Raw genomic sequence first — 16,188 nt, 5'->3', positions numbered from 1 at the left:
TGCCCAGCACTGTCACAGCTCCAGGAGCCGCGGCAGGCACCGACGAAACGGCCGCCATCGCATGATTATGTACCTGCTTATGGGCTTGACGGCTGCCGTCGTGTCCTACTCGGCCACTTGGGGTGCCCGGGTCATCGGAAACCGGCTTGAACTCCACATGCCCATCCGAAGCCGCGACATGCATTCGACGCCGGTATCGCGGCTTGGCGGCGTTGCCATTTTCCTTGGCGTGATGGTGGCCCTGATCGTGGCCAGCCAATCTTTCTTCGTCAAGGACATCTACCGAAACAACTTCTCGCCGTGGGGCGTCCTGGCCGGTGGGGCGCTGATCGTCCTGGTGGGCGTGGCGGATGACCTGCTGGATATCCGCTGGTGGGTCAAGCTCATCGGGCAGAGCGCTGCGGCCCTTGTAGTGGCCATCTGGGGAGTCCGGATGACAATTGTTCCCTGGGTTCCGGAGCCGATCTTCCTGGAGAACGAGATGGTCCGGATAGTGCTGACTGCCGGACTCATCGTCACCACCATGAACGCCTTCAACTTCATCGACGGCCTCGACGGATTGGCGGCCGGTGTGGCGATCATCGGCGGGACCGCGTTTTTCTTCACCGCGTACTGGGTCCACCGGAATGCCGTACTTCTCGACTATTCTGACCTGGCTACCCTCCTGACTGCAGTCCTGGTGGGCAGTTGCATCGGGTTCCTGCCGCATAACTGGTTCCCCTCGAAAATCTTCATGGGCGACTCGGGGGCCATGCTGCTCGGGCTGCTGATGTCATCTGCCGGCATCGTCTCCACAGGCCAGATCACCTCAGGGCTGTACGACCGCGCCAACGGTATCTCCACCGTCATACCCATCCTGCTGCCGTTCGCTGTGCTCTTCCTGCCCTTGCTTGACTTGGGCCTTGCCGTCGTCAGGAGGACAGCCCGCGGCCGTTCGCCGTGGTCCGCGGACCGCGGCCACCTCCATCACAAACTGCTGGACATCGGCTATTCGCACCGGACCGCGGTGATCCTGATGTACCTATGGACTGGCGTCCTCTCCTTCGGCGGCCTGGCCTTTGCCGTCTTCCCCTGGCAAATCGTGCTGTCTGTGGACATTTTTGCGACCCTGGTAATGGGCCTCGTAACGGCGTGGCCCTACCTGACCCGGAGGAGCGAAGAATCGGCGGCGTAACCCTGTTCGGAAATATTTCTATCTCGTGTAGAATTTAGGGGCAGCTGAAGCTGTCCCTCCACCTCTCCTGGCTGCTTGCCGGGTACCGACGATTGGGATCACATGACCTCCAACGCCGACTCCGGATCCGCGTCCGGGAACGGGTCCGTTGGCGTCTCCGGTCCCACCGGGTCGCTGTGGCTTCGCCTCCTCGCACTCAGCTCGTTGGCCGCCTCGGCCGGCCTGGTCCTGTGCTCAGTGGCTGCTGCGCTTCTCGATGGCGTGAACGGCGCCGTGTCGGCTGCCGCTGGCGGACTGCTGGTGATGGTGTTCTTCGGGATCAGCCTCCTGGTAGGCCACTTTGTAGGACGCAGCAACCCCTCAGGCGCCATTGGCGTGTTTGTTGCGACGTACTTCGTCAAGGTCGTGGGATTCGCCGTTGTCCTGTTCGTTATTGGGGCCCCGGAGTGGCTGCACGGCCGTTGGTTCCTGACAGGTGCCGTCGCCGCGGTAGTGCTTTGGCAGGCTGCCGAGATCTATGGCTTCAGCAAGGCCCGGCTGCAGATCTACAACGACCCCGAGACCAAGGAACCGCGCGATGTCTGATCGGAAACGAGAGGGAAGCAGTGGCTCCTCCAAGCCCCGGGTAACCGGTTCCGCCCCTGGCGTGTCCAGTGAAAACAACGACGGCGGATACAACGCCGGGATGGCCGTCTTCAGCTACATAATTGGCGGAATCATCGTCTGGAGTTTGATAGGGTGGGGTCTGGATTATCTGTGGGGAACGCGCTGGATTGTGCTCGCAGGCGCTCTGCTTGGAGCCGTCGGAGGTTTTTACCTTTCCCACATGCATGGCCTCACCAGCAATCGAAAAAAGGCTGGGGATCGCCCTGCTGCCAGCGGGCCGTCCAAGGACGGCAAACACTAATGCCAAATAATTTCACAACGGGAACAGCAGGCCTAACGGCCGCCGGTCCCTGCCCAACGCCCAATGATGGACACTGCAGAGAGGAAACGCGTTGATCGCGCTTGCGCTCCCGGCCCAAAATTCAGGAGACTTCACTCCTCCTGGAATTAACGAAATGCATTTGCCGGCAATCCTGCCGTGGGGTGCCGCAGAGGGATTCTCCAAGCAGATGCTGCTTGTCCTGCTCTCTGTCGCCTTTATCGCCGTCTTCTTCGTGCTTGCCGCACGCAAGCAGCAGCTGGTACCCGGCAAGCTCCAGTTCGCCGGCGAGGCCGCCTACGGCTTCGTCCGCAACGGCATTGCCAAGGACATCATCGGCGGCCGGGACTTTATGAAGTACGTCCCGCTGCTGTTCAGCCTGTTCTTCTTCATCCTGGTGAACAACATCTACGGGGCCATCCCGTTCTTCCAGCTCCCCACGTTCTCACACGTCGGCGGCGCCTATGTCCTGGCTGGCATTGTCTACTTCACCTGGATCGCCATCGGCATCAAGAAGAACGGACTGCGCTACTTCAAGCTCGCAACCGTTCCTTCCGGTGTTCCCTGGTACATCCTCCCGATCGTCATCCCGATCGAGATCATCTCCAACTTCCTGGTCCGGCCTGTCACGCACAGCCTCCGTCTGTTCGCGACCATGCTCGCCGGCCACCTCATTGTGATGATCGCCGGCTATGGCATCGAGTTCCTCATCATGCAGGAGAACATCCTGCTGAAGGGCACCTCCCTCCTGGTCCTTGGCGGCGCGATCGCCATGTACATGCTTGAAGCCCTGATCATGGTCCTGCAGGCCTATGTGTTCACCCTGCTGACCGCGATCTACATCGAAGGCGCACTTCACGCCGACAGCCACTAGGCTCCCAAAAGCTTCCCCTCGCGGGGATGAAGCAACCCAAACAACCTGCCACATGGGTGGCATCTTGAAAGGAAGAAAAATGGAAGGCAATCTCAACCTCGTAGGTTACGGTCTGTCCGCAATCGGAGGTGGTATCGGTGTTGGTCTGGTGTTCGCCGCTTACATCAACGGTGTGGCCCGCCAGCCGGAAGCCCAGCGCGTCCTGCAGCCGATCGCGTTCCTCGGCCTCGCGCTGACTGAAGCCCTTGCCATCCTCGGCCTGGTCTTCGCCTTCGTTCTCTAGTCTGTCTTCAGAACCAAGCGAACATCCAGAACCGAGTAGATAAGGACGGGTGAATTATGAACCAGGTGATCATCTCAGCCGCCACAGAGGGCGAGACTAACCCACTGGTACCCAACGTCTGGGAAATGGGCGTTGTCCTCGTCGGCTTTGCTGTCCTCATGTTCATCGTGGTCAAGTTCGTTGTCCCGATGTTCGAGAAGACATTCGCAGAGCGCGCTGAGGCAATTGAGGGCGGCATCGCCAAGGCCGAGAAGGCCCAGGCAGAAGCTTCTGCAGCCCTCGAAGAATACAAGCAGCAGCTCACGGACGCCCGTGCAGAGGCCAACCGCATCCGCGAGGAAGCCCGTGCCGAAGGCGCTCAGATCCTTGCGGATCTGAAGGAAAAGGCTGCTGCAGAGTCCGCCCGCATCACTGCGCAGGCGCACGTGCAGATCGAATCGGAGCGCCAGGCCGCTGTTGTGTCCCTGCGTTCCGAGGTGGGCACACTGGCCACCACGCTGGCAGGACGCATTGTTGGTGAAGCACTCACCGACGACGAGCGTGCGGCCCGCGTTGTTGACCGCTTCCTGGCAGATCTGGAGAACCAGAACGCAGGTGCAACTCAGTAATGGCAGGTGTATCGAGCGAATCGCTGGCCACGGCACTGACCACGTTGGAAGCCAAGCTTCCGACGGCTTCGCTGGGGTTGGCTAAGGAACTCTTCGGAATCCTGGGAACGGTGGACAGCTCGGCTGGCTTGCGCCGCGCCCTGACTGACCCGTCCCGTAGCGGTGACGAAAAGTCGGCGCTGGTCAAGCAGCTGTTTGGCGGGAAAGTCTCCGCTGATGCTGCGGATATCGCGGGTGGGCTGGCCAGTTTGCGCTGGGCATCGGCACGGGATATCGGCGATGCACTCGAGACTCTTGCCGCAACGGTGGTCATCGCCGTCGCTGAAAACAAGTCGGCTGTTTCTGCCTCCGGAATCTCTGGGCTGGAAGAGCTGGAGAACGATCTGTTCTCCTTCAACCAGGCCGTTGCCTCCAGCCACGAGGTACAACGTGCTCTGTCCGAACCACAGGCAAGCGGTACTGCAAAGACCACCCTCACCGAGAGGCTGGTTCCTGGCGCAAGCGAGGAAGCCAAAGTCCTTATCGGCCAGGCCGTCTCCCAGCCCCGCGGCCTCAAGCCGACCAGGTTGGTGGCCCGGTTCGCCGAGTTGGCGGCCAAACGGCAGCAGCGCTGGATTGCAACTGTCAGCGTCACCAGTCCTTTGACTGAGACGCAGTTCAGCCGCCTCCAGGCAGGGCTCAACTCCCTGTATGGTCGCGAGCTCAAGGTCAACATCAATGTTGATCCCGCACTGATAGGCGGAATCCGTGTCCAGGTGGGCGACGAAGTGCTTGACGCTTCCGTTGTTTCCCGGCTGGGCCAGCTTCACCGCCAACTGGCAAGCTAGCCGGACAAGCACAACTTAACTGATAGAAACCCCGGTCATCGTGAGCAACGATGATCACGAAAACAGGAGAGCAGGGACTGCAGATGGCCGAATTGACCATCAACGCCGACGACGTCCGTAATGCGTTGAACGAGTTCGCGGCGTCCTACGAACCCGGAAACGCAGAGCGCGTAGAGGTTGGCCGCGTAACCACCGCAAGTGACGGCATCGCCCGTGTTGAGGGCCTTCCCTCGGTCATGGCGAACGAGCTGCTTCGCTTCGAGGACGGCACTCTGGGCCTGGCCCAGAACCTTGACGTCCGCGAAATCGGTGTCATCATCCTCGGTGACTTCACGGGCATCGAAGAAGGCCAGGAAGTGCACCGCACCGGTGAGATCCTTTCCGTACCGGTTGGCGACGCGTTCCTTGGACGCGTAGTTGACCCGCTCGGTCAGCCGATCGATGACCTCGGCGAAATCAAGGCTGAGACCACCCGTGCGCTGGAACTCCAGGCGCCCGGCGTTACCCAGCGCAAGTCGGTCCACGAACCGATGCAGACCGGACTCAAGGCCATCGACGCCATGATCCCGATCGGCCGCGGCCAGCGTCAGCTGATCATTGGCGACCGCCAGACCGGCAAAACGGCCATCGCCGTTGACACCATCATCAACCAGAAGGCCAACTGGGCTTCCGGAGACGTCACCAAGCAGGTGCGCTGCGTCTACGTCGGTGTTGGCCAGAAGGCGTCCACCATCGCAGCCGTCCGTCAGACCCTTGAGGACCACGGCGCACTGGAGTACACCACCATCGTGGCGTCTCCCGCTTCCGACCCCGCAGGCTTCAAGTACCTGGCCCCTTACGCCGGTTCGGCCATCGGCCAGCACTGGATGTACGGCGGCAAGCACGTTCTGGTGATCTTCGACGACCTGTCCAAGCAGGCTGAAGCCTACCGCGCCGTTTCGCTGCTGCTGCGCCGCCCGCCGGGACGCGAAGCCTACCCGGGCGACGTGTTCTACTTGCACTCCCGTCTGCTGGAACGTTGTGCAAAGCTCTCCGACGAGCTCGGCGCAGGCTCGATGACCGGCCTGCCCATCGTGGAGACCAAGGCAAACGACGTTTCCGCCTACATCCCGACCAACGTGATCTCGATCACCGATGGCCAGATCTTCCTCCAGTCGGACCTCTTCAACGCCAACCAGCGTCCTGCTGTTGACGTTGGTGTCTCGGTGTCCCGCGTTGGTGGTGCTGCCCAGGTCAAGTCCATGAAGAAGGTCTCGGGTACCTTGAAGCTGGACCTGGCCCAGTACCGCGACATGCAGGCATTCGCCATGTTCGCTTCGGACCTGGATGCGGCTTCACGCCAGCAGCTGACCCGCGGCGCCCGCCTGATGGAACTGCTCAAGCAGGGCCAGTACTCGCCGTTCCCGGTCGAGGACCAGGTTGTGTCCATCTGGGCAGGTACCAACGGCTATCTCGACGACGTGCCGGTTGAAGACATCAGCCGCTTCGAGGCCGAGTTCCTGGAGCACCTCAAGCACAAGTCATCGATCCTCACCACGCTGGCCCAGACCAGCGTCTTGGGCGATGACACCGCAGAAGCACTGAAGACCGCGATCGTGGACTTCAAAAAGGGTTTCTTCGGCGAGGGTGACAACCACCTGGTAGGTGCCGGCCACGAGGAGCATGATGCTATCTCCGAGGGCGACGTCGACCAGGAAAAAATCGTCAAGCAGAAGCGCTAGTTCCGCTGGTCGGATGCGCCGGACCCACGGGTCCGGCGCATCCGGGCTACGGAATCTTAGGAAAGGATAAGTATGGGAGCCCAGATCCGGGTCTACCGCCAGAAGATCAGCTCGACCACGTCGATGCGCAAGATCTTCAAGGCGATGGAACTGATCGCTACCTCGCGCATCGGCAAGGCCCGGGCGCGCGTAGCAGCTTCACTGCCTTACGCGAACGCCATCACGCGCGCCGTTTCTGCTGTCGCCAGCCAAAGCGAAATCGACCACCCGCTGACCACTGAGCCGGAGCAGATCCGCCGTGCCGCAGTCCTGGTAATCACCTCGGACCGTGGCCTGGCAGGTTCCTACTCGGCGAGTGTGCTCAAGCAGGCGGAAGGTCTCAACGAGCTGCTCCACGCTGAAGGCAAGGAAGTCAAGACCTACCTGGTCGGACGCAAGGGACAGGCGTACTACGAGTTCCGGAACCGCGAGTACGCGCGGGTCTGGACCGGCGGCACCGACGCCCCTGAGTTCGCCACTGCCCGCGAAGTCGGAGAAGCGCTGCTGACGGATTTCGCAACGGCCTATGAAGAGGGTGGCGTGGACGAAATCCACGTTGTGTACACCCGCTTCAAGTCCATGGTCACCCAGGAGCCGACGGTAATCCGCCTGCTTCCGCTTGAGGTCGTTGAAGAGCAGGCAGCTTCGGAATCGGACCTCTTGCCGCTCTACGAGTTCGAACCGGAAACGGAGCAGGTTCTTGATGCCTTGCTGCCGCGCTACATCGAATCCCGTATCTTCGCAGCCATGTTGCAGGCAGCAGCTTCCGAGCTTGCTGCGCGCCAGCGGGCGATGAAGTCCGCCGGCGACAACGCGACGGACCTCATCAAGAAGTACACGCGTCTGCGCAACACGGCCCGCCAGGCTGAAATCACGCAGGAGCTTTCCGAAATCGTTGCCGGCGCAGACGCCCTCGCGTCCTAGCCTTCGGCAGTTTCGGTTCCCGCGGAACCTGCACCACAACAGATAAACTTAACCCCACGCCATCTACTGAGTGAAGTGAGAGAGATGACTGCCACTGCTACCGAACACGTAGCCGCAACGTCCGGTGCCACCGGCCGTATTGCTCGTGTTATTGGCCCGGTTGTCGACGTCGAATTCCCGGCTGACGCAATCCCCTCGATTTACAACGCCCTCACCACCGAGATCACACTCAACGGTGAAACCAAGACCATCACGTTCGAGACCTCCCAGCACCTGGGTGACAACCTCGTCCGCGCCATCTCCCTGCAGGCTACCGACGGACTCGTCCGCGGTACGTCCGTGGTTGACAGCGGTGCCCCGATCTCCGTGCCCGTGGGTGACGGCGTCAAAGGCCACATCTTCAACGTCCTGGGTCAGCCCCTTGACGTAGCAGAGTCGGAACTGGAGATCAGCGAACGCTGGCCCATCCACCGTAAGGCTCCGGCCTTCGCCTCCCTCGAAGGCTCCACTGAGATGCTCGAGACCGGCATCAAGGTGATCGACCTTCTCACCCCGTACATCAAGGGTGGAAAGATCGGTCTGTTCGGCGGCGCCGGCGTGGGCAAGACCGTCCTGATCCAGGAAATGATCACCCGTGTTGCACGCAACTTCGGTGGTACCTCGGTATTCGCCGGTGTTGGCGAGCGTACCCGTGAAGGCAACGACCTCTGGGTTGAAATGGAAGAGGCAGGTGTCCTCAAGGACACCGCCCTTGTATTCGGCCAGATGGACGAACCGCCGGGAACGCGTCTGCGGGTGGCACTGTCGGCCCTGACCATGGCGGAGTACTTCCGCGATGTGCAGAACCAGGACGTGTTGCTCTTCATCGACAACATTTTCCGCTTCACGCAGGCAGGTTCCGAGGTTTCGACCCTCCTCGGCCGCATGCCTTCGGCTGTGGGCTACCAGCCCAACCTTGCCGACGAAATGGGCCTCCTCCAGGAGCGCATTACGTCCACTAAGGGCCACTCCATCACCTCGATGCAGGCCATCTACGTTCCCGCAGATGACTACACCGACCCGGCCCCGGCCACGACGTTCGCACACCTCGACGCGACCACGGAACTTTCCCGTGAAATCGCCTCCCGTGGTCTGTACCCGGCCGTTGACCCGCTGACGTCGACCTCCCGAATCCTGGATCCCCAGTACATCGGCAAGGACCACTACAACACGGCTGTCCGCGTGAAGCAGATCCTGCAGAAGAACAAGGAACTCCAGGACATCATCGCCATCCTCGGCGTTGACGAACTCTCCGAAGAGGACAAGATCGTCGTGTCGCGTGCACGCCGCATCCAGCAGTTCCTGTCGCAGAACACCTACACCGCCAAGCAGTTCACCGGTGTCGAGGGCTCCACGGTTTCCATCAAGGACACCGTTGAAGGCTTCACCGCGATTTGCGACGGCGAGCTCGATCACATTGCAGAGCAGGCGTTCTTCAACGTCGGCGGCCTGGATGACGTTGAGCGCCAGTGGGCCAAGATCCAGGAACAGACCAAGTAATATGGCTGAGCTTGAGGTTGAGATTGTCGCAGCGGACCGCTTTATTTGGTCCGGAGCGGCCACGATGGTCAAGGCCCGCACCAGCGATGGTGAGATCGGAATCCTGCCCGGCCACTCGCCCCTGCTGGCGATCCTGGCCGAAGGTGAACTGGCGATTCAGCCGGCTTCGGGTGACCGTATTGCCGTAGTTGTCGATGGCGGATTCTTCTCCGTTGACAACAACCGTGTGGTTATTGTTGCTGACAACGCCCAGCTGGGTGACGCGGCTACTGCTGGGATCCGCTAGCACGACCTTGATGGACGCTCCGAGTCTTCCGTTCATCGCCTTGGCAATCGCCTTTGGATTGCTGATACTTGCACTGTGCCTTTCCGGGGTGCGCCGCTTCAACCTGCGGCGCGCCCTGGGCACAGTGGACGCCTCCATTTGCGTAGCTGGAAACAGCTGGCAGATGGGGGTTTGTCGTTACCAGGACAACGACCTTGAGTGGTTCCGTCTGCTTTCACTCAGTGTCCGGCCCAAGCACAAATTCAAACGGAGTTCCCTGGAACTGCTGGGCCGCCGCAAGCCGACGGAAGCAGAGGCCGTGAAGGTCCAGCCCGACGTCGTTATTGTGGAGCTGCGGTACGAGGGCCAGGACCTGAGACTGGCTATGAAGTTTGACGCCTACACCGGGCTCTCATCGTGGCTGGAAGCCGGGCCCGTCATCGGTGTGGGGACCTGGCGCTAGCCGGCGTGGACTTCCTTTCTGATGTCCGGCTGACTGACGGACCGGTATTTTGGACCGCCTGCGCACTGGGCGCGGCGGCAGCCGTGTATTTGCTCTGGCGCCCGGCAATGGCCGGACCGCGCCCATGGTGGCTGTCAGTTCTCGTTTCCGTCGCCGGCGGCATCGCCGTGGTCGGCATGGTGCACTGGGCCCTTATCGACGTCTTTTCGACTTTTCCGGAGGATCTTCCGGACGACGTATTGCTCTGGTCGGTCCCCGCCGTCGCTGCCCTGATACTGGCACTGATCCGCATGCCGCGGGCCAGCAGGCGACAGCAAAGTGCCGGCATCGTCGCATTTCTGCTGGTGCTCCTGCTCACCGGAGTCCAGATCAATGCCTACTTTGGCCTCAACAGGACGGTCAGCGACCTTATGGGCACGGCGCTGGCCCGGATTCCGGTCCTGGAGACTGGCCTCATGCGCCAGCCCGGCGGCCCGTCCCCGGTGCCGCTGGAAGGCTGGGCACCGCAGGGGGATATGCCCAGTGGGGGCGTCCTTCGGAAGGCGAACATCCCCGGGCCGGCATCTGCGCTGGAAACACGGGAAGCCTATATTTACCTGCCTCCGGCGTACTTCGCCACAAACCGTCCCGCACTGCCCGTCCTGGTGCTCTTCTCCGGACAGCCCGGCGGTCCGTCCGACTGGCTCACCGGTGGAGCGCTGCGGGCACACCTGGACAAGTTCGCTTCCGGCCACGGCGGCATTGCACCGGTTGTGGTGGTGGCGGACCCTAACGGGTCACAGTCTGCCAACACCCTGTGCCTGGACAGCCGGATAGCCCGGGCGGACACCTACCTGGCCGTGGACTTGCCGGCATGGATCAACGCAACCCTTGACGTGGACCCCAGCCACAGGCAATGGGCCGCCGGCGGGTTCTCCTTCGGAGCAACGTGTGCCCTGCAGATGGGCACCCGGCATCCGGACATCTACAGCTCGGTGCTGGCATTTTCCAGTGAAATTGAACCGGCCCTGGCCAAGGAGCGGCAGAAAACAATCGACGCAGCGTACGCCGGGGACACGGCTGCTTTTGAGCGCGAGACCCCGCTGTCCAGGATGAAGCATCAGCGTTTCGATTCCAGCGCAGTGTATTTTGCGGCGGGCGAGCGGGACCCTGAGTTTGTCGACTACATGGACACCCTGGCCGAAGCGGCCAGCAAGGCGGGCTTCACTGTCGAAGCAGGGCAGGTGCAGCATGCCGGCCACTCGTGGGACACTCCGTCCCGGGGGATGGCGGACGGGCTCGGGTTCCTGGCCTCCCGCTGGGGTATCAAGCCGTGACTGCCGGCCCGGATGTCCGGCCCGCGTCACTGGCCTGGGCCACCGTGGTCCGGCCGGCGTGGCAGCGATCCAAGGCACGGCTCAGCTCGATTCCCTTCACCCTGGGCGTCCTGGCCGTCTTCCTTCTGACCGGCGCCATCACGGGAAGCTATCTTGCCGGTCCGCCGGCAACATTGCTGGATATCGCCAGTGTCAGCGGACCGGGATTGAAATCTGGCCTGTGGTGGTCGCTGTTTACGTCGATGTTTTTCGCCACCAACCCGCTGGCCTACCTGACGGCATCACTGATGATCCTCCTGCTTCTGGGACTCGCAGAGCGGAAACTTGGAACACTGCAGGCTGCCCTCTTCTTCGCCGCCGGCCAGTTCGGTGCAGTGACGCTATACCTCCTGGTCACCCAGCTGGCCAGGTACGCGGGCGACGGTTGGTTGGGGCTGATGGCGGACACCGGGCTCATCGGACCCTATGCCGCTGTTCTCGCTGTTGGTCTCGCGGCGAGCGGCCGGCTCTCGGTCCTCTGGCGGCGGAGGCTGCGGACTGGGCTGGTCTCTGTGTCCCTTCTCCTTGTCCTTTATGTTGGCCATCCGGAAACGGTGATCGGACTGCTGGGCGCGCTCCTTGGCCTGATCGCCGGATGGTGGATCCAGGGCGAGGACGGCCACCTTCACCGGCACCGCTCCACCGGCCGCGAAACGCGCAACCTGCTCGCTCTGACGGTGGCAGTTTTTGCCGTGGGTCCCATCCTCACGGGCGTCGCAAGGACCCCCACAGGGCCCCTTGCCCTGCTGCGCGACGTGGTCCTGAATCCGTTGCCCACCCTCGGCCAGTTGGAACTTTACTGCGGCGGCTCCACGGTGGAAGCGTCGTGCCTGGAGGCCGGCCGGCAAGGGTTCGCCGGACCACTGGGCCTGGCCCTGGCGGTTGTCCCCGTCATCCTGCTGCTGATTTGCGCAGACGGAATGCGCCGCGGGCGGCGGCTCGCGCTGCGCATTACGCTGGCCGTCCAGCTGGCAGTCACGGCGGTGGCGGCCGTCTACCTGGCGCTGTTCGCGCTGATTCCGCATTATCCGTCGCGCCCCCATACCGCGGCGATGGGGTCCGGGTTTGCGCACATTCTGCCCCTTGTGACAGTACCCCTGCTGCTGGCCGCCGTGTTGTGGGCCAACAGGCGGCAGTTCAGGGTGGAAACACATCCTGAAGCCCGCCGCACCCTCCTGGCTGTGCTGGGAAGTGCCTTGCTGCTGCTGGCAGGCGGCTACAGTGTTGCCTGGCTCAGCGCCGGCGGAATGACCCGGGACGGCGGCCTCCTGGGGCTGTTCGCCGAACTCTCCCGGCAGTACATGCCTGTCCCCATCCCCAACCTCTACCGGCGGGTGTTCGCTGACCGGGACGGCGCGGAGTCCTTTATCTTCGCCTTTTCGGGTCCCGTTTTTTGGTTCATCGCACTGGCCGGCGTCTGGTTCATTCTCCTGGGCCGTCACCATGGCAGCGACGCCGGTGCTTCTGACCGGACAAGGGTGCGAAGGCTGTTGCATGAGGGCGGCGATTCATTGTCTTGGATGGCTCTTTGGGAACCCAACACCTACTGGTTCAGCCCTGACCTCAAAGGCGCTGTTGCCTACCAGCAGCATGGAAGCGTCGCACTCACCCTGGCGGGACCCTTCGGCGAGCCGGCATCGCGTTCCGGCGTGGCTGAAGGCTTCCTCGCCCACTGCAGCCGTCATGCCCTGATTCCCGCGTTCTATTCCTGCGATTCCAGCCTCTGGCCGCTGTTACAGGACCGCGGCTTCCACCGTGTGGCGGTCGCCCTGGAAACACGGCTGGCCGTGCGGGAACTCGAATTCCGCGGCAAGGAATGGCAGAACGTGCGGACAGCACTGAATCGCGCGGCCAAAATGGGGGTTACGGCCGTTTGGGGAACTTATCACGGCCTGCCGCAGGCACTGCGCGGGCAGCTCAGTGAAGTGTCGGAGGAGTGGGCGGCCGGTAAGTCTGTGCCTGAGATGGGCTTCACCCTCGGTGGGCTGGATGAGCTCATGGATGATGAGGTATTGTGCTGCCTCGCCGTCGACGGGGACGGCACCGTGCATGGGGTGACCAGTTGGCTTCCCGTCTACGAGGGCGGCAAAGTGGTCAGCCGCACCCTTGACGTCATGCGCCGCGGCGCCGGGGGCTTCCCGGGGGTCATGGAGTTCCTGATTGCCTCGGCCGTGCTGGAGCTCCGAAAGTCGGTGGAGGTCATCTCGTTGTCCGGATCGCCGCTGGCACGGCGGCCCGAGGACGGCCACGGGGACGGGCAGCAGGCGGGGCAGCAAGAGCCAGTGGCTGCGGAGAACCTGGTCCGGATCCTGGATGTCGTTGGCCATGCGCTCGAGCCCGTCTACGGTTTCCGTTCGCTGGCAGCCTTCAAATCACGGTTCAAGCCTGAATACCGCACGCTCTACCTTTACTACCAGGATCCGCTGCATCTGCCGGCCATAGGCAGGGCGCTCACCCGGGCCTACCTGCCCGGACTGTCCGTGCGGCAGGGTGCCCGGCTCGTCCGGGAGCTGGTGACCTGACAAGCGCCATTTCAGGAACTGAAACATTTTGTGACAGTTAAGTCGTGGCCGGAAATGCCGGAATCCTTCGGATTTCGGTTCCGCCCAATTACCGTTGCTGCGCATGACAAAAAATGATCCCCGGCAATAACGCCGGGGATCATTAATTCGCAGGGGCCGCACATGCGGCCGGCGGCGGGGGACTAGACCAGCGTAACGCCGGTAGCCTGGGGACCCTTGGCGCCCTGACCAATTTCGAACTGAACGCGCTGGTTCTCGTCGAGGGTCTTGAAGCCACCGGTCTGGATCTCAGAGTAGTGAACGAAGACATCGCCATCGGAGTCATCCGGGGTGATGAAGCCGAAGCCCTTTTCAGCGTTGAACCACTTGACGGTTCCCTGTGCCATTTATTTCTCCTCATTATGGAACTTTTAAGTTCAGCACACTTCGTGCTGGCCTTGGTTACTCCGCGAGAAGAATCCTGGACTGCCCGTTCCTGGGAACCGGCCCTGCAGGAGCTTCGCGCTCGCAACATGTCTTGCGAGCATGAAAAACACCTACACAAAGACTCAGATAAGAATTTCATGACAGGACCGTCAGGTCAACGGTCCAGACAGCCAAACCGATAAATTTTGGGTAAAAGAAGCGTAAACGCCCTTGTCAGGGCCGCTTCGCCACTCCGGCGGTGCGGCGCGGGCCTAAAAAAGCCGGGATTCGCTGTCGTCCATGCCGCGCATGGCGTCATAGTCGAGGGTGACGCAGTCGATGCCACGGTCGTTTGCCAGGACCTTGGCCTGCGGCTTGATCTGCTGGGCCGCAAAGATGCCACGGACGGGGGCCAGCAACGGATCCCGGTTCAGGAGTTCAAGGTAGCGGGTGAGCTGTTCCACGCCGTCGATATCGCCACGGCGCTTCAGCTCGATGGCCACCGTGGCCCCCGTGGCGTCCCGCGCCAGGATGTCCACCGGGCCGATGGCGGTGAAATACTCCCGCCGGATCAGCGAAAATCCGGAACCCAAGGTTTCGATCTGATCTGCGAGCAGGCGCTGGAGATCCGCCTCGACACCGTCCTTGATCAGGCCCGGGTCAACACCAAGGTCGTGCGAGGACTCGTGGAGATACTCGTGGATGTTGATGATGAGCCGGTCATCGGTCTTGGCGGACTGGACAGTCCACTGTTCCGTAACCCCCAGTTCGAGGTCGACGTCCTCCGGGGAAGAGACGCGGAGGGTGGCAGGGGGACTCATCCAGTTCAGCGGCTTGTAGGAGCCGCCGTCTGAATGGACCAGCACCGAGCCATCGGCCTTGACCAGCAGGAGCCTGGTGGCAAGGGGGAGATGGGCTTTGAGCCGGCCAACATAATCAACGGAGCATCGGGCTATGACAAGTCGCACGCCGTACACACTACCGGGGCTGGGGCAGAATGGAGGCATGCCGCGTTCCAACCGCCCCCGCCGTCCTGCCACCGGAAAAGGTGCGGCTGCAAAGTCGGGCCCGGCCGGAAAGACAGCGGGCAAGAAGGGAAACGGCGAGGTCCCGGAACTCGACCTGGAACGGGCCAGGGCCGGCATCGCCCGCCGTGAAAGCGCCCCCGACGGCGAGTGGATGGTCAGGACCATGACAGCCAGGAACGCGGAAAAGTCTTATGTCTGCCCCGGCTGCTTTATGGCCGTCCCGCCGGGCGTGGCGCACCTGGTGGTCTGGAAGGGCGACCACCTTTTCGGCGCGGCCGCAGGCCTTGCCGAGCGCCGCCACTGGCACACCAACTGCTGGGCGTCGCGCAGCTACCGCTACCGCTGAGCCCGCGCATTGCCGTGCTGCGCGCCGGAACCGGGGATGAATCCAGACCGCACAGAGTCGCTAAGCTGGCAGGCATGACCTTTGATCCGGCGTCGTACGAGTTTATCCAGCCTGAAGGCCCCGCACCCATCCGTGCCTCCACCGTCCTCCCTGCCAGGCGCGAGAACGTGGAGCTGCACACGGCGGACGGGCACACCCTGGTTGGCGAGCTGGCGCTCCCTGAATCGGGCCAGGTCAACGCCACGCTGATCACGCTGCACCCGCTTCCCACACACGGCGGGTTTATGGACTCGCACGTGTACCGGAAGGCTTCGTACCGGCTTCCGGCACTGGCGGGCGTGGCCGTGCTGAGGTTCAATACGCGCGGAACCTCTTCTCCCCGCGGGACCAGCGACGGTACGTTTGAAGAGGGCATCGGCGAGAAGTTCGACGTCGAGGCCGCAGTCCGGTTCGCCGTCGAAAGGCAGCTGCCCAACCGGTGGCTGGTGGGGTGGTCCTTCGGCACCGAGCTCGCACTCATGTATGGCGCAGTGGAGCCAGTCGCTTCGCAGGTGGAAGGCGCAGTGCTGCTGTCCCCGCCGCTGCACCGGGCCTCTGATGCCCACCTTGGCGCGTGGGCGGAGAGCGGCAAGCCACTGACCGTGCTGGTCCCCGAACACGACGACTACCTGCGGCCTGAGGCCGCTGCGGATCGCTTCCGGCTTGTTCCGCAGGCACGCGTCGTGGGGGTCGACGGCGCCAAGCACCTGTGGGTGGGCGAGAAATACGCTGCACGGGTGCTCAATGAAATCGTGGATGAGGTGACGGAGGAAGGCTCAGGTCCGGGCGGCCTGGCCCAGGAATGGGATGGCCCGGTGGCCACCGCCGCCGCCTGACCCGGGCTCAGCCAC

18 protein-coding genes are annotated in these 16,188 nt (G+C 62.6%); 16 read left to right on the top strand and 2 right to left on the bottom strand.

The window, feature by feature from the left end; all coding sequences use genetic code 11:
• Positions 1–61: 61 nt before the first annotated feature.
• The 14 genes from AU175_RS17290 to AU175_RS17225 all read left to right on the top strand — a co-directional run bounded on the left by AU175_RS17290 (position 62) and on the right by AU175_RS17225 (position 13,519).
• Positions 62–1,174: an MraY family glycosyltransferase gene (locus AU175_RS17290; protein WP_066292471.1), complete on the top strand. Its 1,113-nt coding sequence runs from the start codon at positions 62–64 to the stop codon at positions 1,172–1,174.
• Between the two features lie 102 nt (positions 1,175–1,276).
• Entirely contained in the window at positions 1,277–1,759 is a 483-nt protein-coding gene (locus AU175_RS17285) for a hypothetical protein (RefSeq protein ID WP_066292469.1), read from the top strand.
• Positions 1,752–2,081, top strand: a complete 330-nt coding sequence (locus tag AU175_RS22465; protein WP_066292467.1) for an AtpZ/AtpI family protein — start codon at positions 1,752–1,754, stop codon at positions 2,079–2,081. Before AU175_RS17285 ends, AU175_RS22465 begins: the two co-directional genes overlap by 8 nt.
• Before the next feature lie 91 nt (positions 2,082–2,172).
• Positions 2,173–2,973, top strand: coding sequence for a F0F1 ATP synthase subunit A (gene atpB / locus AU175_RS17275; protein ID WP_066292465.1), 801 nt, complete (start codon positions 2,173–2,175; stop codon positions 2,971–2,973).
• 79 nt (positions 2,974–3,052) lie between these two features.
• On the top strand, positions 3,053–3,256 hold the full coding sequence (gene atpE / locus AU175_RS17270) for an ATP synthase F0 subunit C (RefSeq protein WP_009356484.1): 204 nt from the start codon (positions 3,053–3,055) through the stop codon (positions 3,254–3,256).
• Positions 3,257–3,312: 56 nt separating this feature from the next.
• Entirely contained in the window at positions 3,313–3,864 is a 552-nt protein-coding gene (locus AU175_RS17265) for a F0F1 ATP synthase subunit B (RefSeq protein WP_066292463.1), read from the top strand.
• Positions 3,864–4,691 (top strand): F0F1 ATP synthase subunit delta, encoded by an 828-nt coding sequence (locus tag AU175_RS17260; protein WP_066292461.1) that lies wholly within the window; start codon positions 3,864–3,866, stop codon positions 4,689–4,691. Before AU175_RS17265 ends, AU175_RS17260 begins: the two co-directional genes overlap by 1 nt.
• Positions 4,692–4,774: 83 nt before the next feature.
• The gene (atpA, locus tag AU175_RS17255; protein WP_066294388.1) at positions 4,775–6,412 is read left to right on the top strand and encodes a F0F1 ATP synthase subunit alpha; all 1,638 of its coding nucleotides are present in this window, start codon (positions 4,775–4,777) and stop codon (positions 6,410–6,412) included.
• A 72-nt stretch (positions 6,413–6,484) separates the two neighbouring features.
• On the top strand, positions 6,485–7,375 hold the full coding sequence (locus tag AU175_RS17250; RefSeq protein ID WP_066292458.1) for a F0F1 ATP synthase subunit gamma: 891 nt from the start codon (positions 6,485–6,487) through the stop codon (positions 7,373–7,375).
• 84 nt (positions 7,376–7,459) lie between these two features.
• Positions 7,460–8,914, top strand: a complete 1,455-nt coding sequence (atpD, locus tag AU175_RS17245; protein ID WP_066292455.1) for a F0F1 ATP synthase subunit beta — start codon at positions 7,460–7,462, stop codon at positions 8,912–8,914.
• Between the two features lies 1 nt (position 8,915).
• A complete protein-coding gene (locus AU175_RS17240; protein ID WP_066292452.1) occupies positions 8,916–9,200 on the top strand; it encodes a F0F1 ATP synthase subunit epsilon in 285 nt (94 codons plus the stop codon).
• Positions 9,201–9,210: 10 nt separating this feature from the next.
• Positions 9,211–9,642 carry a DUF2550 domain-containing protein gene (locus tag AU175_RS17235; RefSeq protein ID WP_066292450.1) on the top strand — a complete coding sequence of 144 codons (432 nt, stop codon included), beginning with the start codon at positions 9,211–9,213 and terminating at the stop codon, positions 9,640–9,642.
• A gap of 5 nt (positions 9,643–9,647) precedes the next feature.
• On the top strand, positions 9,648–10,958 hold the full coding sequence (locus tag AU175_RS17230) for an alpha/beta hydrolase-fold protein (RefSeq protein WP_066292445.1): 1,311 nt from the start codon (positions 9,648–9,650) through the stop codon (positions 10,956–10,958).
• Entirely contained in the window at positions 10,955–13,519 is a 2,565-nt protein-coding gene (locus tag AU175_RS17225; protein ID WP_066292443.1) for a bifunctional lysylphosphatidylglycerol flippase/synthetase MprF, read from the top strand. Before AU175_RS17230 ends, AU175_RS17225 begins: the two co-directional genes overlap by 4 nt.
• Positions 13,520–13,701: 182 nt before the next feature.
• On the opposite strand, the gene AU175_RS17220 is transcribed toward AU175_RS17225, so the two are convergent.
• The gene (locus AU175_RS17220; RefSeq protein ID WP_011692441.1) at positions 13,702–13,905 is read right to left on the bottom strand and encodes a cold-shock protein; all 204 of its coding nucleotides are present in this window, start codon (positions 13,903–13,905) and stop codon (positions 13,702–13,704) included.
• A gap of 291 nt (positions 13,906–14,196) precedes the next feature.
• Positions 14,197–14,892, bottom strand: coding sequence for an endonuclease NucS (nucS, locus tag AU175_RS17215; RefSeq protein ID WP_066294386.1), 696 nt, complete (start codon positions 14,890–14,892; stop codon positions 14,197–14,199).
• Positions 14,893–14,929: 37 nt separating this feature from the next.
• On the opposite strand from nucS, the gene AU175_RS17210 reads away from it, so the two are divergent.
• Together AU175_RS17210 and AU175_RS17205 are read left to right on the top strand one after the other, a co-directional pair.
• Positions 14,930–15,298, top strand: coding sequence for an ATP/GTP-binding protein (locus AU175_RS17210; RefSeq protein ID WP_066292440.1), 369 nt, complete (start codon positions 14,930–14,932; stop codon positions 15,296–15,298).
• Positions 15,299–15,372: 74 nt separating this feature from the next.
• On the top strand, positions 15,373–16,173 hold the full coding sequence (locus AU175_RS17205) for an alpha/beta hydrolase (RefSeq protein ID WP_066292438.1): 801 nt from the start codon (positions 15,373–15,375) through the stop codon (positions 16,171–16,173).
• The last annotated feature ends 15 nt before the right edge of the window (positions 16,174–16,188 follow it).

The sequence above is a fragment of the Arthrobacter sp. B6 genome (genome assembly GCF_001663775.1).
Taxonomy (GTDB): Bacteria; Actinomycetota; Actinomycetes; order Actinomycetales; family Micrococcaceae; genus Arthrobacter.
This window is presented reverse-complemented; position numbering and strand designations above follow the sequence as displayed.